The 11,979-nt window shown below is 72.2% G+C and carries 10 protein-coding genes; 7 read left to right on the top strand and 3 right to left on the bottom strand.

Annotated elements, in window-relative coordinates:
• The first annotated feature begins 30 nt into the window (after positions 1-30).
• Entirely contained in the window at positions 31-1,929 is a 1,899-nt protein-coding gene (locus tag ACZ58X_RS35465; RefSeq protein ID WP_470337749.1) for an ABC transporter ATP-binding protein, read from the top strand.
• 231 nt (positions 1,930-2,160) lie between these two features.
• On the opposite strand, the gene lepA is transcribed toward ACZ58X_RS35465, so the two are convergent.
• Positions 2,161-4,029 carry a translation elongation factor 4 gene (gene lepA / locus ACZ58X_RS35460; protein WP_470337691.1) on the bottom strand — a complete coding sequence of 623 codons (1,869 nt, stop codon included), beginning with the start codon at positions 4,027-4,029 and terminating at the stop codon, positions 2,161-2,163.
• A 223-nt stretch (positions 4,030-4,252) separates the two neighbouring features.
• On the opposite strand from lepA, the gene ACZ58X_RS35455 reads away from it, so the two are divergent.
• The 3 genes from ACZ58X_RS35455 (at position 4,253) to ACZ58X_RS35445 (ending at position 6,027) form a co-directional block, all read left to right on the top strand.
• Entirely contained in the window at positions 4,253-4,558 is a 306-nt protein-coding gene (locus ACZ58X_RS35455) for an antibiotic biosynthesis monooxygenase family protein (protein ID WP_470337690.1), read from the top strand.
• Between the two features lie 176 nt (positions 4,559-4,734).
• Entirely contained in the window at positions 4,735-5,004 is a 270-nt protein-coding gene (gene rpsT / locus ACZ58X_RS35450) for a 30S ribosomal protein S20 (protein ID WP_375892438.1), read from the top strand.
• Between the two features lie 267 nt (positions 5,005-5,271).
• A complete protein-coding gene (locus ACZ58X_RS35445) occupies positions 5,272-6,027 on the top strand; it encodes a hypothetical protein (protein WP_470337689.1) in 756 nt (251 codons plus the stop codon).
• A 52-nt stretch (positions 6,028-6,079) separates the two neighbouring features.
• On the opposite strand, the gene holA is transcribed toward ACZ58X_RS35445, so the two are convergent.
• Positions 6,080-7,078, bottom strand: coding sequence for a DNA polymerase III subunit delta (holA, locus tag ACZ58X_RS35440; RefSeq protein WP_470337688.1), 999 nt, complete (start codon positions 7,076-7,078; stop codon positions 6,080-6,082).
• Positions 7,079-7,267: 189 nt separating this feature from the next.
• Between holA and ACZ58X_RS35435 the strand changes: the two genes are divergently transcribed.
• Entirely contained in the window at positions 7,268-7,561 is a 294-nt protein-coding gene (locus tag ACZ58X_RS35435; protein ID WP_470337687.1) for a hypothetical protein, read from the top strand.
• Between the two features lie 107 nt (positions 7,562-7,668).
• On the opposite strand, the gene ACZ58X_RS35430 is transcribed toward ACZ58X_RS35435, so the two are convergent.
• Positions 7,669-8,604 carry a LysR family transcriptional regulator gene (locus tag ACZ58X_RS35430; RefSeq protein WP_470337686.1) on the bottom strand — a complete coding sequence of 312 codons (936 nt, stop codon included), beginning with the start codon at positions 8,602-8,604 and terminating at the stop codon, positions 7,669-7,671.
• Between the two features lie 298 nt (positions 8,605-8,902).
• On the opposite strand from ACZ58X_RS35430, the gene ACZ58X_RS35425 reads away from it, so the two are divergent.
• Both ACZ58X_RS35425 and ACZ58X_RS35420 read left to right on the top strand, forming a co-directional pair.
• A complete protein-coding gene (locus ACZ58X_RS35425) occupies positions 8,903-10,138 on the top strand; it encodes an MFS transporter (protein WP_470337685.1) in 1,236 nt (411 codons plus the stop codon).
• Between the two features lie 561 nt (positions 10,139-10,699).
• On the top strand, positions 10,700-11,827 hold the full coding sequence (locus tag ACZ58X_RS35420) for a DUF4185 domain-containing protein (protein ID WP_470337684.1): 1,128 nt from the start codon (positions 10,700-10,702) through the stop codon (positions 11,825-11,827).
• Positions 11,828-11,979 lie beyond the last annotated feature (152 nt).

Raw genomic sequence — 11,979 nt, 5'->3', positions numbered from 1 at the left:
CGCCGCGGACCGGCCGGACCGGGCCGCTTCATGGGCGGCCAGGGCACCGAGAAGTCCATGGACTTCAAGGGCTCCGGCAAACGCGTGCTCGGCCTGCTGCGCCCCGAACGCTCCATCCTGCTCGGCGTCCTGCTGCTCGGCGTGCTCGGCATCGGCTGCGCCGTCACCGGCCCGAAGATCCTCGGCGACGCCACCGACCTGATCTTCGCCGGCGTCATCGGCGCCCGCTTCCCGGCCGGCACCTCCAAGGCCGAGGTCATCGCCGGACTGCGCGCCCACGGCGACGGCGGCGTCGCCGACCTGCTCTCCGCCGTCGACTTCACCCCCGGCCAGGGCATGGACTTCGGCGCCATCGGCTCCATCCTGCTCTGGGTGCTCGGCATCTACGTCGCCTCCGCCCTCTTCGGCATCGTCCAGGGCCGCCTGGCCACCCGGGCGATCCAGTCCGCCAGCTACCGGCTGCGCCAGGACGTCGAGGCCAAGCTCGCCCGGCTGCCGCTCAGCTACTTCGACAAGCAGCCGCGCGGCGAGGTGCTCAGCCGGGTCACCAACGACATCGACAACATCGGCCAGTCGATGCAGCAGACCATGGGACAGATCGTCAACTCGCTGCTCACCGTGGTCGGTGTGCTCGCGATGATGTTCTGGATCTCCCCCATCCTCGCCGTGATCGCCCTGGTCTCCGTGCCGCTCTCGGTGGTCGTCGCCGCCAAGGTCGGCAAGCGGGCCCAACCGCAGTTCGTCCAGCAGTGGAAGTCCACCGGCCAACTCAACGCCCACATCGAGGAGATGTACACCGGCCACACCCTGGTCAAGGCGTTCGGCCGGCACCGCGAGTCCGCCGAGACCTTCCGCGAGCACAACGACGCGCTGTTCCACGCCAGCTTCCGCGCCCAGTTCATCTCCGGGATCATCCAGCCCGCGATGATGCTGATCGGCAACCTGCAGTACGTGCTGGTCGCCGTGGTCGGCGGCCTGCGGGTGGCCAGCGGCTCGCTGTCCATCGGCGACGTCCAGGCCTTCATCCAGTACTCCCGGCAGTTCAGCCAGCCGCTCACCCAGGTCGCCAGCATGGCCAACCTGGTGCAGTCCGGCGTCGCCTCCGCCGAGCGGGTCTTCGAACTGCTCGACGCCCCCGAGCAGACCCCCGAACCGGCCATGCCCGAGAAGCCCGACACCGTCCACGGCCGGGTCGCCTTCCAGGACGTGTCCTTCCGCTACGACCCCGACAAGCCGCTCATCGACGACCTCTCACTCAAGGTCGAACCCGGCCAGACCGTCGCCATCGTCGGCCCCACCGGCGCCGGCAAGACCACCCTGGTCAACCTGCTGATGCGGTTCTACGAGGTCAGCTCCGGACGCATCACCCTCGACGGCACCGACATCGCCGCGATGTCCCGCGAGGACCTGCGCTCCGGCATCGGCATGGTCCTCCAGGACACCTGGCTGTTCGGCGGCACCATCGCCGACAACATCGCCTACGGCGCCGGCTCCGCCACCCGCGAACAGGTTGTCGAGGCCGCCAGGGCCGCCCACGTCGACCGCTTCGTCCGCACCCTCCCGGACGGCTACGACACCGTCATCGACGACGAGGGCACCGGCGTCAGCGCGGGCGAGAAGCAGCTGATCACCATCGCCCGGGCCTTCCTCGCCCAGCCGTCCATCCTGGTCCTCGACGAGGCCACCAGCTCCGTCGACACCCGCACCGAGGTGCTCATCCAGCGGGCCATGGCCCGGCTGCGCACCGGCCGCACCAGCTTCGTCATCGCCCACCGGCTCTCCACCATCCGGGACGCCGACGTGATCCTGGTGATGGAGAACGGCTCCATCGTGGAGCAGGGCTCGCACGACGAGCTGATCGCCGCCGACGGCGCCTACGCCCGGCTCTACCAGGCGCAGTTCGCGGAGGCCGTGGCCGAGGTGGACTGACCCGTCGTCACGCGCGCGAGGAGCCGGGACGGAACCCTCCGTCCCGGCTCCTCGCGCCCCGACCTGGCCGGGCACAAGGTCCTCCTCGGCTACGACACCCTGGTCTACGCCCTCGGCAGCCGCACCGCCCGGCACGGCGTCCCCGGCGGCCGCCGGGGGACTCCTCCCGGCGGGAACGCGGAAGGGCCCGGGCAGCTGCCCGGGCCCTCCTCGTACCGCTTCCCGCTACGCCTACTTCTTGTCCTTCGGCGTCTCGGCGTCGGTGGACAGCGCGGCGATGAAGGCCTCCTGCGGGACCTCCACGCTGCCGACCATCTTCATCCGCTTCTTGCCTTCCTTCTGCTTCTCCAGCAGCTTCCGCTTGCGGGAGATGTCACCGCCGTAGCACTTGGCGAGGACGTCCTTGCGGATCGCGCGGACCGTCTCGCGGGCGATCACCCGGGAGCCGATGGCGGCCTGGATCGGCACCTCGAACTGCTGGCGGGGGATGAGCTTCTGCAGCTTGCCGGCCATCATCACGCCGTAGCCGTAGGCCTTGTCCTTGTGCACGATCGCGGAGAACGCGTCCACCGCGTCGCCGTGCAGCAGGATGTCGACCTTCACCAGCTGGGCGGCCTGCTCGCCGATGGGCTCGTAGTCGAGCGAGGCGTAGCCGCGGGTCTTGGACTTCAGCTGGTCGAAGAAGTCGAAGACGATCTCCGCGAGCGGCAGGGTGTAGCGCAGCTCGACCCGGTCCTCGGAGAGGTAGTCCATGCCCTGGAGGTTGCCGCGGCGGGACTGGCAGAGCTCCATGATCGCGCCGACGAACTCGTTCGGCGCCAGGATGGTGCCGCGCACGACCGGCTCGAACACCTCGGAGATCTTGCCGGTCGGGAACTCGCTCGGGTTGGTGACGGTGTGCTCGGTGCCGTCCTCCATCACCACCCGGTAGACCACGTTCGGGGCGGTGGAGATCAGGTCGAGGTTGAACTCGCGCTCCAGGCGCTCCCGGATGATCTCCAGGTGCAGCAGGCCGAGGAAGCCGCAGCGGTAGCCGAAGCCGAGCGCGACCGAGGTCTCCGGCTCGTACACCAGGGCGGCATCGTTGAGGCGCAGCTTGTCCAGCGCGTCGCGCAGCAGCGGGTAGTCCGAGCCGTCCAGCGGGTACAGGCCGGAGAACACCATCGGGCGCGGGTCCTTGTAGCCGCCGAGCGGCTCGGTGGCGCCCTTGTGCATCGAGGTGATCGTGTCACCGACCTTGGACTGCCGGACGTCCTTCACACCGGTGATGATGTAGCCCACCTCGCCGACGCCGAGGCCATCGGCGACCTTCGGCTCCGGCGAGATGACACCGATCTCCAGCAGCTCGTGGGTGGCGCCGGTGGACATCATCTGGATGCGCTCGCGCTTGGTGAGCTGACCGTCCACGACACGGACGTAGGTGACCACGCCGCGGTAGGAGTCGTACACCGAGTCGAAGATCATCGCGCGGGCCGGGGCGTCCTTGACGCCGACCGGGGCCGGGACGGTGTTGACGATGTGGTCCAGCAGGTCCTCGACACCGAGACCGGTCTTGGCGCTGACCTGGAGCACGTCGGAGGGGTCGCAGCCGATGATGTGGGCGATCTCGGCGGCGTACTTCTCCGGCTGGGCGGCCGGCAGGTCGATCTTGTTCAGGACCGGGACGATCGTGAGGTCGTTCTCCAGCGCCAGGTACAGGTTGGCGAGGGTCTGCGCCTCGATGCCCTGGGCCGCGTCGACCACCAGGATGGTGCCCTCGCAGGCCGCGAGGGAGCGGGACACCTCGTACGTGAAGTCCACGTGGCCGGGGGTGTCGATCATGTTGAGGATGTGGGTCGTCCCGGCGTCCGGCCCGGTCTTCGGGGCCCACGGGAGGCGGACCGCCTGCGACTTGATGGTGATGCCGCGCTCGCGCTCGATGTCCATGCGGTCGAGGTACTGGGCGCGCATCTGCCGGGGGTCGACGACGCCGGTGATCTGCAGCATCCGGTCTGCGAGCGTCGACTTGCCGTGGTCGATGTGGGCGATGATGCAGAAGTTGCGGATCAGCGCCGGGTCGGTACGGCTGGGCTCTGGCACATTGCTGGGGGTCGCGGGCACCTTGGTCCGATTCTCCGTTGGTCCGGGGCCGGGGGTGTCCGGATCATCGCTGACCGGCTATCCCGGGGACCGGACGGTCTCGTCCGATCGAAATAGTTCCTCCCATCCTCCCACGACTACGGGCCGGGACGCCGTTCGGGCACCTCACAGCCCTCTTCACGGCCTTCCGCCGGGCACCCCGGCCCTTCCGCCCGCCGTCCGGAAGGCGGCAGGATGGCCCGCCATGATCCTGGAAAGCGCCCTGCTCGACGTCCTGCCCGGCCGGGAGGACGAGTTCCTCGCCGCCTTCGCCGAGGCCCGCCCGCTGATCGCCGTCCAGAGCGGCTTCCGCTCCCTGGAACTGCGCCGCTGCCTGGACGAGGGGCGCGGCTCGCGCTTCCTGCTGCAGGTGGAGTGGGAGACCCTCGCCGACCACACCGAGGGCTTCCGGGGCTCGGCCGAGTACGCGCGGTGGCGGGACCTGCTGCACCGCTACTACCAGCCGTTCCCGGAGGTCGAGCACTACGGGGAGCCGGTGCTGAGCGCCTGACCCGCCCGCGGGCCCGCTGCCCCGGGGCGGCTGCCCGCCGGCCGCCGGTTTGGGGCGGGCGGCGGGCCCCTGGTAGCGTGGTCAGCTGCACCTGGCCTCGGCATGCCCTCTCAGCTGGTCCGACGGCCGCACGGTGCAGCCCGTTCAAACCATTCAGACAAGACTGAGGCTCCTTCGTGGCGAACATCAAGTCCCAGATCAAGCGCAACAAGACCAACGAGAAGGCGCGCCTGCGCAACAAGGCCGTCAAGTCCTCGCTGAAGACCGCCCTGCGCAAGGCCCGCGAGGCCGCTGCCGCCGGTGACACCGAGAAGGCCACCGTGCTGGCCCGCGCCGCCTCCAAGGCGCTCGACAAGGCCGTGAGCAAGGGCGTCATCCACGCCAACCAGGCCGCCAACAAGAAGTCGGCCATCACCAAGCGCGTCAACACCGCCGTCCAGGCCTGACGCCCCCGGGGGCTCCGACCCCCACCGCCTCAGGGCGCCCGGCCCTCTACCCGGAACCCCGAGGCGTGCGAGACTCGCACCGCACGCGGCCTGCGTTCGCCACGCGGGTGCGGTGCACACGAGCTGTACGGCAGGCGCCGCAGTCAGCCTCTCCCCGAGGCCGACTGCGGCGCCTGTCGCGTTCCGCGCCCCGGCCGCTATGGTCGGTCAGGCGCGACCGGGGGTGCGGGGAGCACCCACGGCGCCAGTCCCGAGGGGGGAACTTCCATGACGACGCCACCGCCGTCACCGCCGTCGCCGGGGCCGGGGCCGGGGGCCGGCGGCTTCGGGCCGCCGCCCGGACTGCCCGCCGCGCCCGGACTGCCCACCGCGCCGCCCAAGGGCGGCGGGCTGCGCCGCAACGCCGTCTGGGCCTTCGTCGGCGCGGTCCTCGCCTCGGCCGGCTGGGCCGCCGCCGTGGCGGTCGTCCCGGACCTGGTCAGCAACGACTCCTCACCGCGCAGCCTCGGCACCTACCACCTCTCCGACGACTTCTGCGCCACCGCGAAGCCCTCCCGGCTGCTGGAGACCTACACCGTCACCACGGACAACAGCTCGCCGTCCCACCACACCGACCGGACCGCCGCCCTGGACAGCATGAACTGCTCCATGTCGCTCAAGCGGACCGGCGGCGGCAGCGACAGCGAGTACGCCAGCGTGTACATCCGTGCCGACCTGCACAAGGCCGTCAACCCGGCGCCCGAACAGGCCTCCGGCAAGGAGCTCTACCGCGCCCGCGGCTACCAGATCACCGACATCCCGGGGATCGGCGAGGACGCGTGCTTCATCTACAAGGACGACGGCGGCACGGGCTCGTACCACAGCCTGTTCGCCGAGGTGCAGATCCGCGACGGCGGGATGACCTACTACATCAGCTACAACGCCAGTTACACCCAGGGGAAGTCCAACCCGCCGTCCATGACCGAGCTCCGCAACGACCTGCAGACCGACGCCGACAACGCCGTACGGGCCATGCGCAAGTAGCGGTCCGCCGCCACGGCCGTCTCCGCCGTTTCCGCCGCCTCCTCCGCCGCGGTCAGTACGCGGGGCGGGAGCCGGCCCGGGCGGCCCTGGCGACGGCCACCACCGCCCGCTCCAGGGCGAAGGCCGGGTCGGCCGAGCCGCCCTTGACCGCCGCGTCGGCCTGGGCGATCGCGGTGAGCGCCGTGGCCACCGCATCGCCCGTCCAGCCGCGCATCTGCTGACGGACCCGGTCCACCTTCCACGGCGGCATGCCCAACTCGCGGGCCAGATCGGCCGGCCGCATGTTCCGCCCGGTCGTCGCCAGCCGGCCGATGCTGCGCACGCCGGAGGCCAGCGCGTAGGTGATGCCGGTCGGCGGCTGGCCGACGGCCAGCGCCCAGCGCAGCCGCTCCAGCGCCTCGGCCGCCCGGCCGGTGACCGCCAGGTCGGCCACCTCGAACCCGGTCGCCTCGGCCCGTCCGCTGTAGTAGCGGGCCACCACCGTCTCGTCGATCGTGCCCTCGATGTCCGAGGTCAACTGGCTGCACGCGGCCGCGAGCTCGCGCAGGTCGCTGCCGAGCGCGTCCAGCAGTGCCTGGCAGGCCTCCTGGGTCGCGGAGCGGCCCAGCGTACGGAACTCACCCTTGACGAAAGCCAGCCGCTCGCCCGCCTTGGCCAGCTTGGCGCAGGCCACCTCGCGCCCGCCCGCCTTGCGCCCGGCGTCCAGCAGGCCCTTGCCCTTGGCCCCGCCTGCATGCACCAGGACAATGATCACTTCCTCGGCCGGGGCCTCGAGGTACGCCTTGACCTCCTTCACCGACTCGGCAGAGAGGTCCTGCGCGGCCCGGACCACGATCACCTTGCGCTCGGCGAACAGCGAGGGCGTGGTCAGCTCGGCCAGACTGCCCGGCTGCAGCCCGCCGGGCGGGAGGTCCCGCACGTCGGTGTCCGGGTCCGCCGCCCTGGCCGCGGCCACCACCTGGGCGACCGCACGGTCCAGCAGCAGCTCCTCCTGACCGACCGCGAGGGTCAGCGGGGCGAGCAGGTCGTCGGGTGCACTCTTCCTGGCCATCGCCTACCAGCATCCCACGCGCCGCGGACACTCCCGCCCGTGCGGCTGGGGGGCCGGGGCCGGGGTCGGGGCGGGGGCCGGGGCCGGGGCCGGGGCGGGGGCCGGGGGCTGGGGCCGGGGTCGGGGCCGGGGTTCGGTGAAGGCCGACCGCCCTGCGGGGGTGCGCGGCCCGACCTGGAGAATGGTCCGGTGACCGAGAACCACGCCCCCGACCTGCCGGACGTCGACGACCCGTTCGTCCGCCAGCTGCTCGTCCTGCCCGACCGCGACACCGCCGACGAGGCCGCCGAGGAACTCTCCGCCGCCCACCCCGACCTCGGCGACCTGGAGATCGTCCGCGACGCGCTGGCCGGCGAGGACGACGCCGAGGACGCCCAGTGGCTCGTCGTCCTCGACCCCCCGTCCGACGGCTGGACCCCCGCCCTCCTGCACGCCCTCGACACCCTCGCGGCCTCCTGCGAGGGCTGGCGCGAGGAGGCCTGACCCGACGACCGTCGCCCGTCCCCGACGCCCGGGTACCCGCCGCCCGCGAACCCGCCGCCCGGGTACCCGCCTCCCGGCCCCGAGGCCCCTGGCGTTCCCCGGGGCGGTCAGTTCGGCAGCACCCAGTCCGGCCGCCAGGTCCCGGGGGCGTCGTGGGCGGGCGTGGTGGCGGCGAGGTGGGCCCGGAGGGTCGCCAGGGCCGGGTTGGGGTTGTCCCGGTGCCACAGCAGCGAGTGCGGGTAGACCGGCGTCGGGTCGGTCACCGGGATGCGGCGCAGACCGTGGCCGGCGGGCCAGACCAGCCGGGTGCGCTCGCTCATGAAGGTGGCCAGGGCCGGGGTGTCGGCGACGGTGTCCAGCAGCGCGTCGGAGCCGAAGTTGGGGCCGGTCGCCTCGATGGTGAGGCCGAACTCGGCGACCAGGTCGTCGTAGTAGGCGGCCCACTCGGTGCCGGGGGCGATGCCGGGCATCCAGATCCGGTGACCGACCAGCTGGGCGACGGTGACCGAGCGGGCGCCCGCCAGCGCGTGCGCCGGACCGGTGAGCAACTGCAACGGCTCGTCGAGCACCCGGACGGACTCGACGTCCTCCGGGAAGGGCCGCCCGGGCGCGGCGACGGCGCGGAAGGACGCGTCGATCGCCCCCGAGCGGATCGCGGCGACGGCCGCCGCCACGTCGAACAGCATCACCACGTCCAACTCGACCCCGGGGTGCGCGCGATGGAAGTCCCGCATCAGACCCGACCCGGCGCCTCGCGAGGCGATGATGTCGACCCGCAGCGGCCGGCGGCCCGTCCGCACCGAGGCGACGGCCCGCTCGGCGGCGCGCAGCAGTTCGCGCGCGTGGGGCAGGAACGCCTGTCCGTCGATGGTGAGTTCGGCACCGCGCGGGGTGCGGGTGAACAGGCGCACCCCGAGGTCGCGCTCCAGGGCGGCGATGCGCTTGGAGACGGCCTGCTGGGTGACCGCCAGGTCGACGGCGGCCTTCTGGAACTGGCCTGCCTCGGCGGCGGCGGCGAAGGTGCGTACGGCTTCGAGGTCCACGTCGGCCCACCCTAGTGAACAACGGGTGGTTGTACCCGGCGGGCGGATCGGTTGTTTGACCTGCGGTTGGGCCGCTCGGTTAGCTCTCCCCGGTCAACGTCGGATTGTTCGAACAGGATGCCGAAGGAGCGCGCCGGACATGGTGGGCACAACGGGCACAGAAGGCACGGCCGGCACTGCGGACACGGCCGGCGCAGCGGGCACGGCTGGCGCAGCGGGCGCTGCGGGCGCTGCGGGCACTGCGGGCACTGCGGGCACTGCGGGCACTGCGGGCACGACAGACGCCTCGGCGGGCGCGGTGGGCAGGTTCGGCCGGAGACGGCTGGGGCCGCGGTTCGGCTGGCTGTGGGCGGCCTACGCGGTCAGCGCGTACGGGTCCGGACTGGGCTTCGGCGCCCTGCCGCTGCTGGCCGTCCTGGTACTGCACGCCGGGCCCGCCCAGGTGTCCGCGCTGTCCGCCGTGGGCCCCGCCGTGGGGGCGCTGATCGCGCTGCCGCTCGCCCCCTGGGTGGAGTTCCGGCGCAAACGCCCGGTGATGATCACCATGGACCTGGTCCGGTTCGCAGCCATGGCGACGATCCCGGCGGCCTACGCCCTCGGGCTGCTCGGCTTCGCCCAACTGCTGGCGGTCTCGGCCGTCGTCGCCGCGGCCAAGATCGCGTTCAACGCGGCCGCCGGCGCCCACCTCAAGGCCCTGGTCCGGCCCGAGGACCTCCTGGTGGCCAACTCCCGCTTCGAATCCACGAACTGGAGCTCCATCGCGATCGGACCGCCGCTGGGCGGGGCCGCCATCGGCCTGTTCGGGCCGGTCACCACCGTGATCGCCGACGCGCTCAGCTACCTGCTCTCCGCCCTCGGCATCAGCGCCATCCGCGGCCGGGAGGCGGCCCCGCAGCCCACCGGACGGAACCCGGGGCGGACCGGCTCCGTCCTCGACGGCTGGCGGCACATCCTCGGCGACCCCGACCTACGGGCGCTCTACCTCAACAACCTGCTCGTCTCCGGGCTGATCATGGCCACCGAACCGCTGCTGGCCGTCGTCATGCTGCGCCAACTCCACTTCCCGCCCTGGCAGTACGGCCTCGCCTTCGCCGCCCCCTGCCTCGGCGGACTCATCGGCTCCCGGCTCGCCCAACGCGTCGTGACCCGCTACGGCCGCCACCGGGTCTTCCGGACCGTCGGCACCCTGCGCGCCGTGTGGCTGATCGGCCTGGTCCTCGTCCGCCCCGGCATCGTCGGCCTGGTCACCGTGATGGCCGTCGAACTCGCCATCATCATCAACATGAGCCTCTACACCCCGGTGCTCGCGACCCACCGGCTCGAACGCACGCCCAAACACCTCCTCGCCCGCACCCTGTCCGCCTGGTCCATCGGCCAGCAGGCCGCCATCGCCGTCTGCACCGCCCTCGGCGGCCTCCTCGCCGACGCCACCGGCCCACGCACCGCCCTCGCCACCGCAGGCCTGCTCATCCTGGCCACCCCTCTCCTGCTTCCCCGGGGCACCCACGAGCCGGCCCTGCTCCCGAGCAGCTGAGCCGGACCGCGTGGGAACCGGTACATCGTCGGCGGTGGCCACCGCGCCAGGCTCCCCGCAAGGAACGAGCCGAGATACTCAGCAGCCTCGCGGCTGGCCGTACTGGAGGACTTCGTCCGCGCCCTGCCACGGATCGACGCCCCCGGCCCCTTTGTGCGGCCAACCTCGCCCCACCGCCGGCCCGCCGAACCGGGCGGGAGCCGAACCGGCACCGGCAGTTCCAACTCCGCTCCCCAGCAGGCCCTTTGAGCTTGCCCCTGCCCGACCTCTTCGCACTGGCCGACGAGCTGTACTCGGCGGGGCTGCACCCGGTGGTGCACTGCCGCCGCCTCGGGAGGGTGTTCATGGCCGCCGTCCCCCTGACCACCCGCCAGGATCCCGGCCCCCGGCCTCGCCGGCCGCCCCGGCCTCTGCAGGGCCTACCCAATTCGGGTGAAGGTTTGTCCACCCACCGACGGGGCGGCGGCGGGCCGCCGTAGCCTCGGTGGCGCCCCGTCGCCGCTCGGGCGCGCGATCCGGGCGAAGGTGCGGGATCCGTCGATCCGGAAGGCCACCGACACCATGACACGCTCAGCGGGCGGGAACGACGAGATGGCCGGCGGGCCCTCCCGCCGCCAACTGCTCAGGATCGGCATCGGCGTCGCCGTGGGAGCCGGGGCCATCGGCTCCGGAGCGCCCGCCGCGCTCGCCAACGGGCCGTACGACCCGACCGGTCCGACGATCGCGACCAAGCTCAAGAACCTCAGCGGCCCGGCCGAGACCGGGTCGCTCGGCGCGGCGTGGACCGACCTCGGCATCCCCGTCCGGTGCCCGGACGGCACCATGCTCTTCGTCTGCGGCGACACCTTCGACGGCGACCAGGTCTTCACCGGCCAGTGGAACGCGCCCGTCGGACTGCGCTCCAGCAGCGCGGACCTGGACAACCTGCGCATCGACGGCATCGTTCGAGGCGCCTACGGCACCAGCCTCGTCAACGAGCCGCACACCCCGGTCGGCGACACGGCGCACACCACCGCGATCCCCTCCGACGCCTTCGTCGTCGACGGCGTGATGTACATGCACCTCATGCGCGGGGTCATCTACAACACCCACCACACCGACTTCTGGCGCTCCACCGACAACGGGCAGACCTGGGAGTACCTGTGCCAGTGGCCCGGCGACCTGTACGGCGGGCAGTTCCAGCAGAAGACCTACGCGGTGGCCGACGACGGCTACTGCTACGTGCTGTCCACGGTCTTCAACCGTGACGTGGAGTCGGGGATGCTGCTGCACCGGGTGCGGAAGGAGAGCCTCGGCAACCCGGACGCCTACGAGCCCTGGGGCTACACCGACGGCAACTGGCAGTGGAACGCCCCCGCCCCGACGACCGTCTTCGGCACCCGCAAGTGGGGCGAGCTGTGCTTCCGCGCCATGGACGGCAAGTACGTCCTCACCTGGCTGAACACGGACCCGCTGTCGATCAGGGCGATGGTCTTCGCGCTGCCGACCTCGGACCTGACCCGGACGCTGGAACAGGCCATGATCCTCCCCTGCGCCCCGGGGCAGGAGACCGCCAACTTCGTGGCCAGCCCGTACGGCGGCTTCGTCATCCCCGGCTCGACCTTCGGCAACTTCCACATCGTCGTCAGCCAGTGGTACGACCTGACGAACTACCGGATCATGCAGTACCGGATCAACATGCTCTCCTGATCCCCCCTGGCCCAACTGCCCTGAACCGAAGGCTCATTGCTCCAGTGGCGGGGGGGGGGGGGGGGGGGGGGGGGGGGGGGGGGGGGGGGGGGGGGGGGGTTGGGGGGGGGGGGGGGGGGGCGACGCCCCTCCCCCACCCCGCCCCCCACCCC

The sequence above is a fragment of the Kitasatospora sp. NPDC040550 genome (assembly GCF_055594965.1).
The sequence above is the reverse complement of the archived record's forward strand: the minus strand, read 5'-3'. Positions and strand labels throughout refer to the sequence as shown.